This is a genomic window from Pseudomonas sp. NPDC087185 (genome assembly GCF_044744955.1).
GTDB lineage: Bacteria > Pseudomonadota > Gammaproteobacteria > Pseudomonadales > Pseudomonadaceae > Aquipseudomonas.
This window is the reverse complement of the sequence record NZ_JBIUZK010000001.1, coordinates 763,424-780,090: the sequence shown is the minus strand read 5'-3', so window position 1 is coordinate 780,090 and position 16,667 is coordinate 763,424. Positions and strand designations below refer to the sequence as shown.

The following is a 16,667-nucleotide window of genomic DNA, read 5'->3' as shown; positions in this document are numbered from 1 at the left end:
GCCGGGTTTTTCTTTCGTCACATCACGCTTGAAGTGATTCTATTTATCACTTAATAATGAATATCATTATCCAGTAACTCCGGCGATGATGTTCATGAAAACCGTCCTCCACGAACTGCCCTACCTGGAAAACTGGCGCTGGCTCAGCCGGCGCATCCGCTGTGCGCTCGAACCCGACGAGCCGCGCCTGATCGAGCACTACCTGGCCGAAGGCCGTTACCTGGTGTGCTGCACCGAGACCTCGCCATGGACGGTGGCGCTGACCTCCTTCCGCCTGCTGCTGGATACCGCCTGCGACCGCATGCTGCCGTGGCATTGGCGCTGCCTGTGCCTGGACCAGGCCTGGCGCCCGCTGCTCGACCTGCGCAACCTCGACCGCCGCGAACAGAACCAGCGCTGGCAAACCTACGCCCTGCAACTGGCCAACTGCCGGTTGCTGCCATCGATTTCTCCCGATGAACTGATGCAAGGATTTGATGATGAGTGATACCCGTATCGAGCGTGACAGCATGGGTGAGCTGCAGGTACCGGCCCAGGCCCTGTACGGCGCTCAGACCCAGCGCGCGGTCGACAACTTCCCGATCAGCGGCCAGCGCATGCCGGCCCAGTTCATTCGTGCCCTGCTGCTGGCCAAGGCTGCGGCAGCCAAGGCCAACATCGAACTGCAGCAGATTTCCGCCGCCCAGGGCCAGGCCATCGTCAAGGCGGTCGAGCAACTGCTCGCCGACGACTTTATCCAGCACTTCCCGGTGGACGTGTACCAGACGGGCTCCGGCACCAGCTCGAACATGAACGCCAACGAGGTGATCGCCACCCTGGCCAGCCGCGTGCTCGGTGAGCCGGTCAATGCCAACGACCACGTCAACTGCGGCCAGAGCAGCAACGACATCATCCCGACCACCATCCACGTCAGTGCTGCGCTGGCGCTGCATGAGCAGTTGCTGCCCGCCCTCGCTCACCTGGCTCAGGTGATCGAAGCCAAATCGGTGCACGTGCATCAATACGTGAAGACCGGCCGTACCCATCTGATGGATGCCATGCCGGTGCGCATGAGCCAGGTGCTCGATGGCTGGGCGGCACAGATCAATGGCGCCAAGGCGCATATCGAAGCGACACTGCCGAGCCTGCAGGCCCTGGCCCAGGGGGGGACTGCCGTGGGCACCGGGATCAACGCCCACCCGCAGTTCGCCGCAGGCTTTGCCCGCCAGCTGAGCAGCCTCACCCAGGTCGAGTTCACCCCCGGCCAGAACCTGTTTGCCCTGATTGGCTCGCAGGACACCGCCGTGGCATTGTCCGGCCAGCTCAAGACCACTGCCGTGGCACTGATGAAAATCGCCAACGACCTGCGCTGGATGAACTCCGGCCCGCTCGCCGGCCTTGGCGAAATCGAATTGCAAGGCCTGCAGCCGGGTTCCTCGATCATGCCGGGCAAGGTCAACCCGGTGATCCCGGAAGCCACCGCCATGGTCGCCGCCCAGGTGATCGGCAACGACGCGACCATCGCCGTGGCCGGGCAGTCGGGCAACTTCGAGCTCAACGTGATGCTCCCGGTGATCGCCCGCAACCTGCTGGAGAGCATCGAGCTGATGGCCAATGCCAGCCGCCTGTTGGCCGACAAGGCCATCGCCAGCTTCAAGGTCAACGAGGGCAAGCTCAAGGAAGCCCTGGCGCGCAACCCGATCCTGGTTACCGCGCTGAACCCGATCATCGGCTACCTCAAGGCCGCCGAGATCGCCAAGACCGCCTACAAGCAGGGCCGGCCGATCATTGACGTGGCGCTGGAGCATACCGACCTGTCGCGCGATCAGTTGGAGGCGTTGCTGGACCCGGAAAAACTCACCGCTGGGGGCATCTGACCCGCGTCAGCGCCCAGGAGACGTGTCATGCAGCACTGGAAACGCACCACCGAGGCCGCCAACCGCCTGTTCGAACAGGGCGAGCTGGTCGATGCCCGGGAACTCTACCTGCAAGCCCTGGCCCTGGCCCAGGTGCTGTTCGAGCGCTGGCATGACGTCGACGAAGCGGTGGCGGCGTTCGTCGTCGCCCATCACAACCTGGCCGACCTGCACCTGCGCCTGAACCAGCCGCAGGAGAGCGCCGACTACTTGTGCGCCGCTCACCAGCGCCTGCTCCAGGCCAGCCAGGAAGCGCGCTTGCCGCAGGCGCTGCGTGATGCCGCGCTGCGCCACAGCGGGCGCACTTACACCCAATTGCTGAGCTTCATTGCCGAGTACGGGCAGTATCCGCGCACCGAGCGTCTGCTCAATCGCCAGGCGCCCGTGGCCAGTGAACTGGCTGCGCAGCCGGACCTGCCGCCCACAACCCAAGCTTACGGAATCCATTGATATGCCTCATACCTTGCCTGCGTTGCCTTATGCCTACGATGCGCTGGAACCGCACATCGATACCCAAACCATGGAGATCCACCACACCAAGCACCACCAGACCTACGTCAACGGCCTCAATGCCGCGGTCGAAGGCACCGAGTGGGCGCAATGGCCGGTTGAAAAGCTGGTCGCTGCGGTCACGCAGTTGCCCGAGAACCTGCGTGGCGCGGTGACCAATCATGGAGGTGGTCATGCAAACCATTCACTGTTCTGGAAAGTCATGTCGCCCAAAGGCGGCGGCCAGCCACAGGGCCTGGTGGCCAAGGCCATCGAGGCTGAGCTGGGTGGTTTCGAGGCCTTCAAGGACGCTTTCACCAAAGCTGCGCTGACCCGCTTCGGCAGCGGCTGGGCCTGGCTCAGCGTGACACCTGAGCGGAAACTCGTGGTGGAGAGCAGCGGCAACCAGGACAGCCCGCTGATGCACGGCAACACACCGATCCTCGGCCTGGACGTGTGGGAGCATGCCTACTACTTGAAGTACCAGAACCGTCGTCCGGAATACATCGGTGCCTTCTACAACGTCATCGACTGGGCGCAAGTGGAACGTCGCTATCTCGAAGCCAGCCAATGAGTCGAACCGGTATGCGCTCTGAGGTGATGTCTGTCAGCAGTGTGCGCCTGTTCCGGCTGGCGGTGGGTACGTTGCTGCTCTTGGTCGGCACGGCCTTGCTGGTGGCGCGCGGCATCGCCTGGCTGGACCTGGAACCGCGCATGCTGCGCGCCCTGGAGGGTGGCGCACTGTGCGCGCTGGGTACGGCGCTGGGCGCAGTACCGGTGCTGGTGATTCGCAACATGCCGGTGGCTCTTGCCGATACATTGCTGGGCTTTGGCGCCGGCGTGATGCTGGCGGCCACGGCCTTCTCGTTGATCATACCGGGCCTGGAGGCCGCGCAATCCATTGGCTTCAGCCCTTGGGGGGCGGGTGGCCTGATCAGTTTTGGTCTTCTGTTCGGTGCGATGTGCCTGTTTGTTGTCGACCTGAAAGTGTCAGGTGCCTCGCCCGAGGCCTTGGTCGGCAACGAAAAGCAGCCGGTGATCGCGGCGCGAATCTGGCTGTTCGTGATCGCCATCATCGCTCACAACATTCCCGAAGGCATGGCCATCGGCGTGTCGGCGGGCGGTGGCATGGCCGATGCTGACAGCCTGGCCATGGGCATTGCCTTGCAGGACGTACCTGAAGGGTTGGTCATTGCCTTAGTGCTGGCAGGGGCGGGGATGCCGCGGTTCAAGGCGTTTCTGATCGGTGCGGCATCGGGGCTGGTGGAGCCGCTGGCGGCAGTGATCTGTGCCTGGCTGGTGAATGTCGCCGAATTGCTGCTACCGCTGGGCCTGGCCTGCGCGGCAGGGGCGATGTTGCTGGTGGTGACTCAGGAAATCATCCCCGAGTCGCGCAGCAATGGGCATCACCGCTTGGCCAGCCTGGGGCTGTGCGTCGGCTTCTGCCTGATGATGGTGATGGATACGGCGATGTCGTGAACGCCCTGGGGTAGGGGTCGCATTGTTGTGTTGCTTGGAAGGGCTTACTCGCCTTCGTCGAAATAGTTGTTGATCAAGGCCACCAGTGCATCCAGCGCATCGCTGTCCTGCTCTCCCTCGGTGAGCAGGTGCACCTGGGTGCCTTTGCCTGCTGCCAGCATCATCACCGCCATGATGCTCTTGCCGTCCACCAGCTTGTCTGGTGCGCGGCCCACCCGCACCTGGCAGGGGAAGCGCCCGGCCACGCCGACGAATTTGGCGGCCGCCCGGGCATGCAGGCCCAGCTTATTGATGATGGTGATTTCGCGGGCGGGCATCGGGGCGTGGATCCTGTGGGCTAGAGGTCGCGGTGGCGGACCTGGACGTTTTTCAGTGACTGTTGCAGCAATTGGCCAAGGCGCTCGGTGATGTACACCGAACGGTGGTGACCACCGGTGCAGCCAATGGCGATGGTGACGTAGGCACGGTTGCTGGCAGCGAAGCGTGGCAGCCATTTCAGCAGGTAGCTGGAAATGTCGGTGAACATCTCTTCGACATCCGATTGCGCTGCCAGGTAATCGATGACCGGCTGTTCGAGGCCGGAATGCTCACGCAGCTCAGGCTTCCAGTAAGGATTAGGCAGGCAGCGCACGTCGAACACCAGGTCGGCATCGACCGGCATGCCGCGCTTGAAGCCGAACGATTCGACCAAAAATGCGGTGCCAGGTTCAGGCTGGTTGAGCAAGCGCAGCTTGATCGAGTCGCGTAACTGATAGAGGTTGAGGTTGGTGGTGTCGATCTTCAGGTCGGCGAGGTCGGCGATCGGGCCGAGCAGCTCGCTCTCCACGCGGATGGCTTCGGCCAGCGAGCGGTCGGCGTTGGTCAGCGGGTGGCGACGACGGGTCTCCGAGAAACGCTTGAGCAGCGTGTCTTCGTCAGCGTCGAGAAACAGCACATCACACTGGATATGGCGGCCACGTGCTTCCGCGAGCAGGTCGGGGAAGCGCGACAAGTGGCTAGGAAGGTTGCGCGCATCGATGGACACCGCCACCTTCGGTTGCTGCAACTCGGTATTGATCAGCGCGTTTTCCGCCAGTTGTGGCAGCAACCCGGCGGGCAGGTTATCGATGCAGTAGTAGCCGTTGTCTTCCAGTACATCGAGGGCGGTACTTTTGCCGGAGCCGGACCGGCCGCTGACGATGATCAGGCGCATGTTCAGTGCTCGTTCTGTACGTCCAGGACAACCTGGTACAGGGCCTCGCTGCTGGCGGCGCCACGCAGCCGATCGCGAACCTCCTTGCGATCGAGCATGCTGGCAATTTGGCGCAGCAATTCGAGATGGGCGTCGGTGGCGGCCTCTGGCACCAGCAGGACGAACAGCAGGTCGACCGGCGCGCCATCGATGGCGTCATAGTCGATCGGGGCGTCCAGGTGCAGGAGGGCGCTGACAGGTGCAGTACATCCTTCGATCCGGCAATGGGGAATGGCAATGCCATTGCCGAAACCGGTGGAGCCGAGCTTTTCACGAGCGATCAGCTTTTCGAAGACGTCTTGCATCGCAAGCTCAGGTACTTGCTCGGCAATGAGGTTGGCGACCTTTTCGAGGGCGCGCTTCTTACTGCCGCCCGGCACGTTCACCAAGGAACGGCCGGGGGTCAGGATGGTTTCAAGTCGGATCATGGATGAGGGGGATCAGCGGGCTGCTGCACCTTGCAGCAGACTTTGCTGTTTTTCCTTGTGTTTTTTCAGTTGGCGGTCGAGCTTGTCGGCCAAGGCGTCGATCGCTGCATACATGTCTTCGTGTTCGGCGTTGGCAACCACTTCTCCGCCAGGAATCTGCACGGTCGCTTCGACCTTCTGCTGCAGCTTCTCGACTTTCATGATGACCTGCACGTTGGTGATCTTGTCGAAGTGACTCTCCACGCGGGCCAGCTTTTCAAGCACATAATCGCGCAGCGGTTGGGTGACTTCTACATGCTGTCCACTGATATTGACTTGCATACAGCTTCTCCTTTGTTGCCCGTGCATAAAGAGGCAGGTCTTGCACCTGCCCCACAAACGCTGTGGCACATCTCAGGCGCTACATCAGTCGCTTGCGCTCGCTCGACGGTGCGATGCCGAGGGACTCGCGGTACTTGGCGACGGTGCGACGGGCTACCTGGATGCCTTGTGCCTCCAGTAAACCAGCGATCTTGCTGTCACTCAATGGCTTTTTCTGATTTTCCGCCGCAACCAGTTTCTTGATGATCGCGCGGATCGCCGTGGACGAGCATTCTCCGCCTTCGGCGGTGCTGACGTGGCTCGAGAAAAAGTATTTCAGTTCGTAGATGCCGCGGGGCGTGTGCATGAATTTCTGCGTGGTCACCCGCGAAATGGTCGACTCGTGCATGCCCACCGCCTCGGCGATGTCGTGCAGCACCAGGGGTTTCATCGCCTCGTCACCGTGGTCGAGGAAGCCGCGCTGATGCTCGACGATTTGCGTGGCCACCTTCATCAGGGTTTCGTTGCGGCTTTGCAGGCTCTTGATGAACCAGCGCGCTTCCTGCAGCTGGTTGCGCATGAAGGTGTTGTCGGCGCTGGTATCGGCGCGACGGACGAAGCCTGCGTACTGCGGGTTGACCCGTAGGCGCGGGATCGCTTCCTGGTTGAGCTCGACCAGCCAGCGCTCGCTGTCCTTGCGCACGATGACGTCTGGCACTACGTATTCAGGCTCGCTGGACTCGATCTGCGAGCCCGGGCGGGGGTTGAGGCTCTGTACCAGTTCGATGACCTGGCGCAGTTCGTCTTCCTTGAGCTTCATGCGGCGCATCAGCTGGCTGTAGTCGCGCCCACCCAGCAGGTCGATGAAGTCGCTGACCAGGCGCTTGGCCTCGGCCATCCAGGGGGTGCTGGCCGGCAGCTGGCGCAGCTGCAGCATCAGGCATTCGCCCAGGTTGCGCGCGGCAATGCCGGCCGGCTCGAACTGCTGGATGCGGTGCAGCACCGCTTCGACTTCGTCGAGCTCGATATCCAGCTCCGGGTCAAAGCCTGCGCAGATTTCTTCGAGGGTATCTTCCAGGTAGCCCTGGCCGTTGATGCTGTCGATCAGGGTGACGGCGATCAGGCGGTCGGTATCGGACATCGGCGCCAGGTTCAGCTGCCACAGCAGGTGGCTTTGCAGGCTCTCACCGGCCGATGTGCGGGTGGTGAAGTCCCACTCGTCGTCATCATTGCTCGGCAGGCTGCTGGCGCTGGTCTGGTAGATGTCTTCCCAGGCCGTGTCGACCGGAAGCTCATTGGGAATTCGCTCGCTCCACTCACCGTCTTCCAGGTTATCAGCACTGGCGGTGCTTTCCTGGAAGCTGTTGTCCTGCACTTCGGCGGCCGGCTTGTTCTCGGCGTTGTCCGCCATCGGGTCGCTGTTGTCGAAGTCGTCGCCGTCTTCCTGACGTTCGAGCATCGGATTGGACTCCAGCGCTTCCTGGATTTCCTGCTGAAGGTCCAGGGTGGAGAGCTGAAGTAGGCGGATGGCCTGTTGCAACTGAGGGGTCATCGTCAGTTGCTGGCCCATTTTTAGGACGAGCGATGGTTTCATGGCTGGGGCTTAATACCTTGTTCGCCGGCGCGCATGCGCCATCCACTACACGAGGGCGCCGGAGCGCCAAATTCAAGCAAGTTTTATGCCTTAAATTGTAGCGTTTGCCTAGAGCGCTGTAACAACTTAAGCCCCTTCAAGGCGGCAAAACAGTGCTCCAGGCACGTCCCAGGATCAGAGTCGGAACTCGTGGCCCAGGTAAACTTCCTTGACCAACTCATTGGCCAGGATGGTCTGTGCATCGCCTTCGGCGATCAGCTGGCCATCGTTGACGATGTAGGCGGTTTCGCAGATATCCAAGGTCTCGCGGACGTTGTGGTCGGTGATCAGTACACCGATGCCCTTGGCCTTGAGGTGGTGGATGATCTGCTTGATGTCGCCGACCGAAATCGGGTCGACACCGGCAAAGGGTTCGTCCAGCAGGATGAACTTCGGTGCGGTTGCCAAGGCACGCGCGATCTCGACGCGGCGGCGCTCGCCACCGGACAGGCTCATGCCGAGGTTGTCGCGGATGTGGCTGATGTGGAATTCCTGCAGCAGGCTTTCCAGTTCCTTGCGACGGCCTTCACGGTCGAGTTCCTTGCGGGTCTCGAGGATGGCCATGATGTTGTCGGCCACCGACAGCTTGCGGAAGATCGAGGCTTCCTGCGGCAGGTAGCCGATACCGGCGCGTGCACGGCCGTGCATGGGCTGGTGGCTGACATCGAGGTTGTCGATGCGCACGCGGCCCTGGTCAGCCTGGACCAGCCCGACGATCATGTAGAAGCAGGTGGTCTTGCCGGCGCCGTTGGGGCCAAGCAGGCCGACGATCTGGCCGCTGTCGATCGACAGGCTGACGTCACGCACGACCTGCCGCCCTTTGTAGCTCTTGGCCAGGTGCTGGGCTTTGAGGGTTGCCATTTACTCGGCCTTCTTCTTCGGCTGGATCACCATGTCGATGCGCTGACGCGGTGCGGTGACGTTGCCGCCACGACCGGCGGTCGCTACCTGGGACTTGGTGTTGTAGACGATCTTCTCGCCTTCGGTGGTGTTGCCTTCGTTCTCGACCTTGGCACGGTCAGTGAGGATCACCGTGTCTTTCTGCGCCTGGTACTGGATGGTCACGGCCCAGCCTTTCATCTTGTCGGGCTTGGCAGTGCTCTGCTGTTGCTCGAAATAGGCCAGGTTGCCCACCGAGGTGACCACGTCGATGTCGCCATTGGCGGCGCGGGTCATGGTCACGGTGTTGCCTTTGATCATCATCGAACCTTGGGTGATGATCACGTCACCGGTGTAGGTGGCCACGCCTTGCTTGTCGTCCAGGTGCGCGTTGTCGGCCTGGATGCGGATAGGCTGGTCACGGTCGGTCGGCAGTGCGAAGGCGCTCGCGCTTCCCAGTGCTGCGCTCAGGCTGAGCAAAAGGGGGAGGGTTTTAACGAGCCTCATACTGTCCTCTTACGTTAGAGAGCAGGTCCATCCTGCCTTCTTTCAAATACGCTTTCATTCCTTTGCCCGTAGTTGTGCCACCGGCGCCGTCGATTCTAACGGCTTGCTCGGTCTGCGCATATTGCTTCTGCGGGAACACGGTCATGCGTGAGCTGGTAATGATGGTTTCACGCTGTTTTTCGTCGGTACGGGCGACGCGAACCTGGTCGATCAGTTCGACCTCGGTGCCGTCGGGGTTGACCTCGGCGCGTACGCTCTGCACGTGCCAGGGGTATTCAGTGCCCCGGTACATGTGCAGGTCGGGCGTGGTCACCAGTGTGACCTCGGTGGCCTTGAGGTGTTCGACCTTGTCGGCGGTCATTTCGTACTGCAGCTTGCCATCCGGCAGGTACTGCACGCTGTGGGCGTTGATCGCGTAATAGTCGATGGCGCTTTCGTCCACCTGCGCCACCGGCTTGTCCATGAAGCTCTCGGGGCTGACATTCCAATAGCCAATGGCTACCAGCAGGGCGGCGATCACCGCGAGCAGCGCAAAATTGCGGGCTTTCTTGCTGAACATGGGCAGCCTTACAGGTAGTGGGCGTTGGCAGCGTCCAGGGTGCCCTGGGCCTGCATGATAAGTTCACAAAACTCGCGCGCCGCACCTTCGCCGCCGCGGGCCTGCGTCACCCCGTGGGCGTGCTGGCGAACGAACGGCGCGGCGCTGGCCACAGCCATGCCCAGGCCGACCCGGCGAATCACCGGCAGGTCGGGCAGGTCGTCACCCAGATAGGCGACTTGTTCATAGCTTAGGCCCAGTTCGGCGAGCAGGCCGTCGAGCACCACCAATTTGTCTTCTCGCCCCTGAAACAGGTGCGGGATGCCGAGGTTTTTCGCGCGGCGCTCGACCACCGGGGTCTTGCGCCCGCTGATGATCGCCGTGGTCACGCCCGAGGCCATGAGCATCTTGATGCCCTGGCCGTCGAGGGTGTTGAAGGTCTTGAATTCGCTGCCGTCCTCGAGAAAGTACAGGCGGCCGTCGGTAAGCACGCCGTCGACATCGAATACGGCGAGCTTGATGGCCTTGCCGCGTTGCATCAGGTCCTGGGTCATTTGCACGGTTCTCCTCTACATCACGCCGGCGCGCAGCAAGTCATGCATGTTCAGGGCGCCCGTCGGGCGCTCGTCCTTGTCCACCACCACCAGGGCGCTGATCTTGTGGTCTTCCATGATCTTCAGGGCTTCGGCGGCGAGCATCTCGGCGCGGGCGGTCTTGCCGTGAACGGTCATGACCTGGTCGATCAGGGTGGTGTGCACGTCGATGCTGCGATCCAGGGCACGGCGCAGGTCGCCGTCCGTGAAGATCCCCGCCAGCTTGCCGTCCGCCTCGATGACCACGGTCATGCCCAGGCCTTTGCGAGACATTTCCAGCAGCGCGTCTTTGAGCAGCGTGCCGCGTTGCACGTGCGGCAGTTCGTCGCCGGCGTGCATGACGTTTTCGACCTTGAGAAGCAAGCGCCGGCCCAAGGCGCCACCGGGGTGCGAGAAGGCAAAGTCTTCGGCGGTGAAGCCGCGCGCCTCGAGCAGGGCGATGGCCAGGGCGTCGCCCAGCACCAGTGCCGCGGTGGTCGAGGAGGTGGGCGCCAGGTTCAGCGGGCAGGCCTCCTGGGCGACGCGGGCGTCAAGGTTGGCTTCAGCGGCCTGGGCCAGCGGCGAGTCGGGGTTGCCGGTCAGGCTGATCAGCTGGATGCCGAGGCGCTTGATCAGCGGCAGCAAGGTGACGATTTCGGCAGTGCTGCCGGAGTTGGACAGGGCCAGGATGACATCGTCACGGGTGATCATGCCCATGTCGCCGTGGCTGGCTTCGGCCGGGTGCACGAAAAACGCCGGCGTGCCGGTGCTGGCCAGGGTGGCGGCGATCTTGTTGCCGATATGCCCCGACTTGCCCATGCCGACCACCACGACCCGGCCCTTGCTTGCCAGGATCAGCTCGCAGGCTTTGACGAAGTTGGCATCGATACTGGCCGCCAGGCCCTGTACGGCCTCGATTTCAAGGCGCAGGGTGCGCTGGGCGGACTGGATCAGCTCACTGGATTGGCTCATGTCGAAAAGCAATGCCTGATGAAAAGGCGGCGATTATAGCCGCAATGGAAGAAAGCCTCACCCTTTCGATGCTGTAGCAAATGTCATCAAAGCCTGTCGTTGCCCTGAACGACTCGTTCCATGGCCTTGGGGCCGCCCGCTCAGCGGTGCTATAGTTCGCCGCTATTCGGCCCGCCAGGGGCGTGTGTGCCTTCAAGATGAGGGCCGGCGTCAACTAGGACGAGGCTGCACTAGCAAGGAGTCTAGATGAGTGTGGATAGCGCCTACGCGGTCGAGTTGAAGGGCGTCACCTTCAAGCGCGGTTCGCGCAGCATTTTCAGCAATGTCGACATACGCATTCCGCGAGGCAAGGTCACCGGCATCATGGGGCCGTCGGGTTGCGGCAAGACCACGCTGCTGCGCCTGATGGGCGCGCAGCTGCGCCCGTCCGGTGGCGAAGTGTGGGTGGCCGGGCAGAACCTGCCAAGCCTGTCGCGCAGCGACCTGTTCGATGCGCGCAAGCAGATGGGTGTGCTGTTCCAGAGCGGCGCCCTGTTCACCGACCTCGATGTGTTCGAGAACGTTGCCTTCCCGCTGCGCGTGCACACGCAGCTGTCGGAAGAGATGATCCGTGACATCGTGTTGATGAAGCTGCAGGCCGTGGGCCTGCGCGGTGCTATCGACCTGATGCCCGACGAGCTGTCGGGTGGCATGAAGCGCCGGGTGGCGCTGGCCCGGGCAATCGCACTGGACCCGCAGATCCTCATGTACGATGAGCCGTTCGTCGGCCAGGACCCGATCGCCATGGGCGTACTGGTGCGCCTGATCCGTCTGCTCAACGACGCGCTGGGCATCACCAGCATCGTGGTGTCCCACGACCTGGCGGAAACCGCCAGCATCGCCGACTACATCTACGTGGTCGGTGATGGCCAGGTGCTGGGCCAGGGCACGCCCGACGAGCTGATGGGCTCGGACAATCCGCGCATTCGCCAGTTCATGAAGGGCGACCCGGACGGCCCGGTGCCATTCCACTTTCCTGCGCCTGACTACCGCGCCGACCTGCTGGGGGCGCGTTGATGCGCAGAAAATCCTTACTCGAACGAATCCGCCTGTTCGGCCGCTCGGCGATCGACGTGCTGGCCGTGCTGGGGCGTTCCTGCCTGTTCCTGTTCCATGCACTGGTCGGCCGAGGCGGCATCGGCGGCGGCTTCCAGCTGCTGACCAAGCAGCTGTATTCGGTGGGCGTGCTGTCGCTGGCGATCGTCGCCGTATCCGGTGTGTTCATCGGCATGGTGCTGGCGCTGCAGGGCTACAGCATCCTGACCAAGTACGGCTCCGAGCAGGCGGTCGGGCAAATGGTCGCCCTCACCCTGCTGCGCGAACTAGGACCGGTGGTTACCGCGTTGCTGTTCGCCGGCCGCGCAGGCTCGGCGCTGACCGCCGAAATCGGCAACATGAAGTCCACCGAACAGCTGTCGAGCCTCGAGATGATCGGCGTCGACCCGCTCAAGTACATCGTTGCACCGCGGCTGTGGGCCGGTTTCATTTCGCTGCCGCTGCTGGCGCTGATCTTCAGCGTGGTCGGCATCTGGGGTGGCTCGTGGGTCGCGGTCGACTGGCTGGGCGTCTACGAAGGCTCGTTCTGGGCCAACATGCAGAACAGCGTTTCCTTTACCGACGACGTGCTCAACGGCCTGGTCAAGAGCCTGGTGTTCGCCTTCGTCACCACCTGGATCGCCGTATTCCAGGGGTATGACTGCGAGCCCACCTCAGAGGGGATCAGCCGTGCCACCACCAAGACCGTGGTCTATGCCTCGTTGGCAGTACTGGGTCTGGACTTTATTCTGACCGCCTTGATGTTTGGAGATTTCTGATGCAAAACCGCACCCTGGAAATCGGTGTCGGCCTGTTCCTGCTGGCCGGGATCCTGGCTTTGCTGCTGCTGGCCCTGCGTGTCAGCGGCCTGTCGGCCAGCCCGAGCAGCGATACCTATAAAGTTTACGCGTACTTCGACAATATCGCCGGTTTGACGGTCAGAGCTAAAGTGACCATGGCCGGTGTAACGATCGGCAAGGTCACCGCCATCGATCTGGACCGTGATTCCTACACCGGTCGGGTGACGCTGCAGCTGGACAGCAAGGTCGACAACCTGCCGACCGACTCCACTGCTTCGATCCTGACCGCTGGTCTGCTTGGCGAGAAATACATCGGCATCAGCGTGGGCGGTGAAGACCAGGTACTCAAGGATGGCGCGACCATCCACGACACCCAGTCGGCACTGGTGCTGGAAGATCTGATCGGCAAGTTCCTGCTCAACACCGTTGGCAAGGAACCGAAAGAAGCGCAACCGGCTAATTAAGGAGTTTCCATGATTTCGATCCTGCGACGTGGTCTGCTGGTCCTGCTGGCGGCTTTCCCCCTGCTGGCGATGGCTGCCCAGACGCCTCACGATGTGGTGCAGGGCACCACCACCGAGCTGCTGGGTGACCTCAAGGCCAACAAGGACCAGTACAAGTCCAACCCCAATGCCTTCTACGAAGCGCTCAACCGCATCCTTGGGCCGGTGGTGGATGCTGACGGCATCTCGAAGAGCATCATGACCGTCAAGTACTCGCGCAAGGCCACGCCTGAGCAGATGCAGCGCTTCCAGGAAAACTTCAAGCGCAGCCTGATGCAGTTCTATGGCAATGCCCTGCTGGAGTACAACAACCAGGGTATCGTCGTCGACCCGGCCAAGGCCGATGACGGCAAGCGTGCCAGTGTCGGCATGAAGGTGACCGGCAACAACGGCGCCGTCTACCCGGTGCAGTACACCCTGGAAAACCTCGGTGGCGAGTGGAAGGTGCGTAACGTCATCGTCAACGGCATCAACATCGGCAAGTTGTTCCGCGACCAGTTCGCCGATGCCATGCAGCGCAATGGTAACGACCTGGACAAGACCATCGATGGTTGGGCCGGCGAAGTGGCCAAGGCCAAGCAGGCCGCCGACAGCTCGCCTGAGAAGGAAGTGAAATGAGTGAGGCTGGCGTGAGCATGGCCGAGCCGGGCGTGCTGCGCCTGGCCGGTGTGCTGGATTACCGCAGCGGCCCGGCTTTGCGCAAGCAGGGCAAGGCGCTGATCGACGCCGCCCGCGAGCCCCGCCTGGTGCTCGATTGCTCGGCCGTCGAGAAATCGTCGAGTGTCGGCCTGTCGTTGCTGCTGGCGTTCATCCGCGACGGCCAAGCCACTGGCAAGGCCTGCGAGGTGCGCGGCATGCCCGACGACATGCGGGAAATCGCCGAGGTCTATGACCTTGATGAAGTGCTGGCGAGCTGATGGCTCGCTACTGATGGAAGCCCCTCGGTCAGCGTACGCCCTCGGTGGGCTTCGCAGGCGAGGGGCTTTTTTGTATGATGGCCGACCCGTGCGCATCGGGCGCCGATTGAGGTTGAGCATGCAGGCTGTAGAAGTTAAGAGCTTCCTTGAAGAAAAATTGCCGGGATCCCGGGTCGAAGTTGAAGGCGAAGGCTGCAACTTCCAGTTGAACGTGATCAGCGACGAGTTGGCTGGCCTGAGCCCGGTCAAGCGTCAGCAGGCGATCTATGCTCACCTTAATCCCTGGATTGCCAATGGCAGCATCCATGCGGTAACCATGAAATTTTTCAGCAGCGCAGCCTGGGCTGAGCGCACCTGAGCCAACTTGGCGGCGAGACTCCAATGGACAAACTGATTATTACTGGCGGCGCGCGCCTTGACGGCGAGATCCGCATTTCGGGCGCGAAGAACGCAGCCCTGCCGATTCTGGCGGCGACCCTGCTGGCCGACGGCCCGGTCACCGTGGGTAACCTGCCACACCTGCACGACATCACCACCATGATCGAGCTGTTCGGGCGCATGGGCATCGAGCCTGTGATCGACGAAAAGCTGGCGGTGGAAATCGACCCGCGCACCATCAAGACCCTGGTTGCACCGTACGAGCTGGTCAAGACCATGCGCGCCTCGATTCTGGTGCTTGGCCCGATGGTTGCCCGTTTCGGTGAGGCAGAAGTGGCCCTGCCAGGCGGTTGCGCCATTGGTTCGCGCCCTGTCGACCTGCACATCCGTGGCCTCGAGGCCATGGGTGCGAAGATCGAAGTCGAAGGCGGTTACATCAAGGCCAAGGCCCCGGAAGGCGGCCTGCGTGGGGCGCATTTCTTCTTCGATACCGTCAGTGTGACCGGTACCGAGAACATCATGATGGCCGCTGCCCTGGCCAAGGGCCGCAGTGTGCTGCAGAACGCCGCGCGTGAGCCCGAAGTGGTCGACCTGGCCAACTTCATCAACGCCATGGGCGGCAAGGTTCAAGGTGCCGGTACCGACACCATCACCATCGATGGCGTCGAGCGCCTGCACTCGGCCACCTACCGCGTCATGCCCGACCGTATCGAGACCGGTACCTACCTGGTCGCCGCTGCCGTGACCGGTGGCCGCGTCAAGGTCAAGGACACCGACCCGACCATCCTTGAAGCCGTGCTGGAAAAGCTCAAGGAAGCGGGTGCTGACCTGACCACCGGTGAAGACTGGATCGAGCTGGACATGCATGGCAAGCGGCCGAAAGCCGTCAACCTGCGTACCGCCCCGTACCCGGCGTTCCCGACCGACATGCAGGCGCAGTTCATTTCGCTCAACGCCATTGCCGAAGGCACTGGCGCCGTGATCGAGACGATCTTCGAAAACCGCTTCATGCACGTGTACGAAATGCACCGCATGGGCGCGCAGATTCAGGTCGAGGGCAACACGGCCATCGTCACGGGCGTGCCAGCGCTCAAGGGTGCCCCGGTCATGGCCACCGACCTGCGTGCGTCCGCCAGCCTGGTGCTGTCGGCGCTGGTTGCCGAAGGCGATACCCTGATCGATCGCATCTACCACATCGACCGTGGTTACGAGTGCATCGAAGAGAAACTGCAGATGCTCGGCGCGAAAATCCGTCGCGTACCGGGCTAAGAGTCTGCATGGCGCAGGGACGCGCCTCACGAATTGAATGCGGTCGGGCCCAGGCCCGGCCGGCAGTAGCCGCTTAAGGACCGACGTTCCAATGTTGACCATCGCGCTTTCCAAAGGCCGCATCCTCGACGATACCCTGCCATTGCTGGCCGAGGCCGGCATCGTGCCGACCGAGAATCCGGACAAGAGCCGCAAGCTGATCATCCCCACCACGCAGGACGATGTGCGCCTGCTGATCGTGCGTGCCACCGACGTGCCGACCTATGTCGAACATGGTGCCGCCGACCTCGGTGTGGCGGGCAAGGACGTGCTGATGGAGTACGGCGGCCAGGGCCTGTACGAGCCACTGGACCTGCAGATTGCCCAGTGCAAGCTGATGACCGCAGGTGTCACCGGTGCGCCCGAGCCCAAGGGCCGCCTGCGTGTGGCCACCAAGTTCGTCAACGTAGCCAAGCGTTATTACGCCGAGCAGGGCCGCCAGGTCGATATCATCAAGCTCTACGGCTCGATGGAGCTGGCGCCCCTGATCAACCTCGCCGACAAGATCATCGACGTGGTCGACACCGGCAACACCCTGCGCGCCAACGGCCTGGAGCCCCAGGACCTGATCGCCACGATCAGCTCGCGCCTGGTGGTCAACAAGGCTTCGATGAAGATGCAGCACGCGCGCATCCAGAGCCTGATCGACACCCTGCGCGGTGCTGTCGAATCGCGACACCGCGGCTAAGACTCTCTACCTCCTGCGCGCGGCCTTCGCTGTCGCGCCCGTCTATCCGCGTCATAGCCACTTTTCTCGGGTGCCC

The 16,667-nt window shown here is 62.4% G+C and carries 23 protein-coding genes; 13 read left to right on the top strand and 10 right to left on the bottom strand.

The window, feature by feature from the left end; translation table 11 throughout:
• Nucleotides 1–85 precede the first annotated feature (85 nt).
• The 5 genes from ACIPIJ_RS03805 to ACIPIJ_RS03785 are packed head-to-tail and all read left to right on the top strand — an operon-like array spanning nt 86 to nt 3,863.
• Nucleotides 86–487 (top strand): FagA protein, encoded by a 402-nt coding sequence (locus tag ACIPIJ_RS03805; RefSeq protein WP_401072816.1) that lies wholly within the window; start codon nt 86–88, stop codon nt 485–487.
• Complete coding sequence (locus tag ACIPIJ_RS03800) at nt 480–1,856, top strand: class II fumarate hydratase (protein ID WP_401072814.1); 1,377 nt, start codon at nt 480–482, stop codon at nt 1,854–1,856. The genes ACIPIJ_RS03805 and ACIPIJ_RS03800 overlap by 8 nt, the downstream gene beginning before the upstream one ends.
• 27 nt (nt 1,857–1,883) lie before the next feature.
• Nucleotides 1,884–2,345: a hypothetical protein gene (locus ACIPIJ_RS03795; protein ID WP_401072812.1), complete on the top strand. Its 462-nt coding sequence runs from the start codon at nt 1,884–1,886 to the stop codon at nt 2,343–2,345.
• A 1-nt stretch (nt 2,346) separates the two neighbouring features.
• Nucleotides 2,347–2,958, top strand: a complete 612-nt coding sequence (locus ACIPIJ_RS03790) for a superoxide dismutase (RefSeq protein ID WP_401072810.1) — start codon at nt 2,347–2,349, stop codon at nt 2,956–2,958.
• Nucleotides 2,959–2,969: 11 nt separating this feature from the next.
• On the top strand, nt 2,970–3,863 hold the full coding sequence (locus tag ACIPIJ_RS03785; RefSeq protein WP_401073435.1) for a ZIP family metal transporter: 894 nt from the start codon (nt 2,970–2,972) through the stop codon (nt 3,861–3,863).
• A 44-nt stretch (nt 3,864–3,907) separates the two neighbouring features.
• Here ACIPIJ_RS03785 and ACIPIJ_RS03780 read toward each other — a convergent pair whose 3' ends face one another.
• The 10 genes from ACIPIJ_RS03780 to ACIPIJ_RS03735 form a co-directional block, all read right to left on the bottom strand.
• Complete coding sequence (locus ACIPIJ_RS03780) at nt 3,908–4,180, bottom strand: HPr family phosphocarrier protein (protein ID WP_401072808.1); 273 nt, start codon at nt 4,178–4,180, stop codon at nt 3,908–3,910.
• 20 nt (nt 4,181–4,200) lie between these two features.
• Nucleotides 4,201–5,055 (bottom strand): RNase adapter RapZ, encoded by an 855-nt coding sequence (gene rapZ / locus ACIPIJ_RS03775; RefSeq protein ID WP_401072806.1) that lies wholly within the window; start codon nt 5,053–5,055, stop codon nt 4,201–4,203.
• A gap of 2 nt (nt 5,056–5,057) precedes the next feature.
• Complete coding sequence (gene ptsN, locus ACIPIJ_RS03770) at nt 5,058–5,522, bottom strand: PTS IIA-like nitrogen regulatory protein PtsN (RefSeq protein ID WP_401072804.1); 465 nt, start codon at nt 5,520–5,522, stop codon at nt 5,058–5,060.
• A gap of 12 nt (nt 5,523–5,534) precedes the next feature.
• Complete coding sequence (gene hpf, locus ACIPIJ_RS03765; protein WP_317661311.1) at nt 5,535–5,843, bottom strand: ribosome hibernation-promoting factor, HPF/YfiA family; 309 nt, start codon at nt 5,841–5,843, stop codon at nt 5,535–5,537.
• Between the two features lie 79 nt (nt 5,844–5,922).
• Nucleotides 5,923–7,416: an RNA polymerase factor sigma-54 gene (locus ACIPIJ_RS03760; protein WP_401072802.1), complete on the bottom strand. Its 1,494-nt coding sequence runs from the start codon at nt 7,414–7,416 to the stop codon at nt 5,923–5,925.
• Between the two features lie 174 nt (nt 7,417–7,590).
• Complete coding sequence (gene lptB, locus ACIPIJ_RS03755) at nt 7,591–8,316, bottom strand: LPS export ABC transporter ATP-binding protein (protein ID WP_400797316.1); 726 nt, start codon at nt 8,314–8,316, stop codon at nt 7,591–7,593.
• The gene (lptA, locus tag ACIPIJ_RS03750) at nt 8,317–8,841 is read right to left on the bottom strand and encodes a lipopolysaccharide transport periplasmic protein LptA (RefSeq protein ID WP_400797314.1); all 525 of its coding nucleotides are present in this window, start codon (nt 8,839–8,841) and stop codon (nt 8,317–8,319) included.
• The gene (gene lptC / locus ACIPIJ_RS03745) at nt 8,828–9,400 is read right to left on the bottom strand and encodes an LPS export ABC transporter periplasmic protein LptC (protein ID WP_401072800.1); all 573 of its coding nucleotides are present in this window, start codon (nt 9,398–9,400) and stop codon (nt 8,828–8,830) included. The genes lptA and lptC overlap by 14 nt, the downstream gene beginning before the upstream one ends.
• Before the next feature lie 8 nt (nt 9,401–9,408).
• Nucleotides 9,409–9,933, bottom strand: coding sequence for a KdsC family phosphatase (locus tag ACIPIJ_RS03740; RefSeq protein ID WP_401072798.1), 525 nt, complete (start codon nt 9,931–9,933; stop codon nt 9,409–9,411).
• 15 nt (nt 9,934–9,948) lie between these two features.
• Nucleotides 9,949–10,923, bottom strand: a complete 975-nt coding sequence (locus tag ACIPIJ_RS03735) for a KpsF/GutQ family sugar-phosphate isomerase (RefSeq protein WP_401072796.1) — start codon at nt 10,921–10,923, stop codon at nt 9,949–9,951.
• 246 nt (nt 10,924–11,169) lie between these two features.
• Between ACIPIJ_RS03735 and ACIPIJ_RS03730 the strand changes: the two genes are divergently transcribed.
• From ACIPIJ_RS03730 to hisG, 8 genes are all read left to right on the top strand, one after another.
• The gene (locus ACIPIJ_RS03730; RefSeq protein WP_401072794.1) at nt 11,170–11,979 is read left to right on the top strand and encodes an ATP-binding cassette domain-containing protein; all 810 of its coding nucleotides are present in this window, start codon (nt 11,170–11,172) and stop codon (nt 11,977–11,979) included.
• Nucleotides 11,979–12,776, top strand: a complete 798-nt coding sequence (gene mlaE / locus ACIPIJ_RS03725; RefSeq protein ID WP_012316068.1) for a lipid asymmetry maintenance ABC transporter permease subunit MlaE — start codon at nt 11,979–11,981, stop codon at nt 12,774–12,776. The genes ACIPIJ_RS03730 and mlaE overlap by 1 nt, the downstream gene beginning before the upstream one ends.
• A complete protein-coding gene (mlaD, locus tag ACIPIJ_RS03720) occupies nt 12,776–13,261 on the top strand; it encodes an outer membrane lipid asymmetry maintenance protein MlaD (protein WP_346611952.1) in 486 nt (161 codons plus the stop codon). The genes mlaE and mlaD overlap by 1 nt, the downstream gene beginning before the upstream one ends.
• Before the next feature lie 9 nt (nt 13,262–13,270).
• Nucleotides 13,271–13,918, top strand: a complete 648-nt coding sequence (locus ACIPIJ_RS03715; protein ID WP_401072792.1) for a phospholipid-binding protein MlaC — start codon at nt 13,271–13,273, stop codon at nt 13,916–13,918.
• Entirely contained in the window at nt 13,915–14,217 is a 303-nt protein-coding gene (locus ACIPIJ_RS03710) for a lipid asymmetry maintenance protein MlaB (protein WP_401072790.1), read from the top strand. Before ACIPIJ_RS03715 ends, ACIPIJ_RS03710 begins: the two co-directional genes overlap by 4 nt.
• A 118-nt stretch (nt 14,218–14,335) precedes the next feature.
• The gene (locus ACIPIJ_RS03705) at nt 14,336–14,575 is read left to right on the top strand and encodes a BolA family protein (RefSeq protein ID WP_003255121.1); all 240 of its coding nucleotides are present in this window, start codon (nt 14,336–14,338) and stop codon (nt 14,573–14,575) included.
• 23 nt (nt 14,576–14,598) lie between these two features.
• Nucleotides 14,599–15,864, top strand: a complete 1,266-nt coding sequence (gene murA / locus ACIPIJ_RS03700) for a UDP-N-acetylglucosamine 1-carboxyvinyltransferase (protein ID WP_401072788.1) — start codon at nt 14,599–14,601, stop codon at nt 15,862–15,864.
• A 91-nt stretch (nt 15,865–15,955) separates the two neighbouring features.
• Nucleotides 15,956–16,591: an ATP phosphoribosyltransferase gene (gene hisG, locus ACIPIJ_RS03695; RefSeq protein ID WP_401072786.1), complete on the top strand. Its 636-nt coding sequence runs from the start codon at nt 15,956–15,958 to the stop codon at nt 16,589–16,591.
• Nucleotides 16,592–16,667: the final 76 nt, after the last annotated feature.

Coding starts and splice junctions, on each gene's coding strand:
- ACIPIJ_RS03805 (WP_401072816.1), top strand. CDS start 86: ATGATGTTCATGAAAACCGTCCTCCACGAACTGCCCTACCTGGAAAAC.
- ACIPIJ_RS03800 (WP_401072814.1), top strand. CDS start 480: ATGAGTGATACCCGTATCGAGCGTGACAGCATGGGTGAGCTGCAGGTA.
- ACIPIJ_RS03795 (WP_401072812.1), top strand. CDS start 1,884: ATGCAGCACTGGAAACGCACCACCGAGGCCGCCAACCGCCTGTTCGAA.
- ACIPIJ_RS03790 (WP_401072810.1), top strand. CDS start 2,347: ATGCCTCATACCTTGCCTGCGTTGCCTTATGCCTACGATGCGCTGGAA.
- ACIPIJ_RS03785 (WP_401073435.1), top strand. CDS start 2,970: ATGCGCTCTGAGGTGATGTCTGTCAGCAGTGTGCGCCTGTTCCGGCTG.
- ACIPIJ_RS03780 (WP_401072808.1), bottom strand. CDS start 4,180: ATGCCCGCCCGCGAAATCACCATCATCAATAAGCTGGGCCTGCATGCC.
- rapZ (WP_401072806.1), bottom strand. CDS start 5,055: ATGCGCCTGATCATCGTCAGCGGCCGGTCCGGCTCCGGCAAAAGTACC.
- ptsN (WP_401072804.1), bottom strand. CDS start 5,522: ATGATCCGACTTGAAACCATCCTGACCCCCGGCCGTTCCTTGGTGAAC.
- hpf (WP_317661311.1), bottom strand. CDS start 5,843: ATGCAAGTCAATATCAGTGGACAGCATGTAGAAGTCACCCAACCGCTG.
- ACIPIJ_RS03760 (WP_401072802.1), bottom strand. CDS start 7,416: ATGAAACCATCGCTCGTCCTAAAAATGGGCCAGCAACTGACGATGACC.
- lptB (WP_400797316.1), bottom strand. CDS start 8,316: ATGGCAACCCTCAAAGCCCAGCACCTGGCCAAGAGCTACAAAGGGCGG.
- lptA (WP_400797314.1), bottom strand. CDS start 8,841: ATGAGGCTCGTTAAAACCCTCCCCCTTTTGCTCAGCCTGAGCGCAGCA.
- lptC (WP_401072800.1), bottom strand. CDS start 9,400: ATGTTCAGCAAGAAAGCCCGCAATTTTGCGCTGCTCGCGGTGATCGCC.
- ACIPIJ_RS03740 (WP_401072798.1), bottom strand. CDS start 9,933: ATGACCCAGGACCTGATGCAACGCGGCAAGGCCATCAAGCTCGCCGTA.
- ACIPIJ_RS03735 (WP_401072796.1), bottom strand. CDS start 10,923: ATGAGCCAATCCAGTGAGCTGATCCAGTCCGCCCAGCGCACCCTGCGC.
- ACIPIJ_RS03730 (WP_401072794.1), top strand. CDS start 11,170: ATGAGTGTGGATAGCGCCTACGCGGTCGAGTTGAAGGGCGTCACCTTC.
- mlaE (WP_012316068.1), top strand. CDS start 11,979: ATGCGCAGAAAATCCTTACTCGAACGAATCCGCCTGTTCGGCCGCTCG.
- mlaD (WP_346611952.1), top strand. CDS start 12,776: ATGCAAAACCGCACCCTGGAAATCGGTGTCGGCCTGTTCCTGCTGGCC.
- ACIPIJ_RS03715 (WP_401072792.1), top strand. CDS start 13,271: ATGATTTCGATCCTGCGACGTGGTCTGCTGGTCCTGCTGGCGGCTTTC.
- ACIPIJ_RS03710 (WP_401072790.1), top strand. CDS start 13,915: ATGAGTGAGGCTGGCGTGAGCATGGCCGAGCCGGGCGTGCTGCGCCTG.
- ACIPIJ_RS03705 (WP_003255121.1), top strand. CDS start 14,336: ATGCAGGCTGTAGAAGTTAAGAGCTTCCTTGAAGAAAAATTGCCGGGA.
- murA (WP_401072788.1), top strand. CDS start 14,599: ATGGACAAACTGATTATTACTGGCGGCGCGCGCCTTGACGGCGAGATC.
- hisG (WP_401072786.1), top strand. CDS start 15,956: ATGTTGACCATCGCGCTTTCCAAAGGCCGCATCCTCGACGATACCCTG.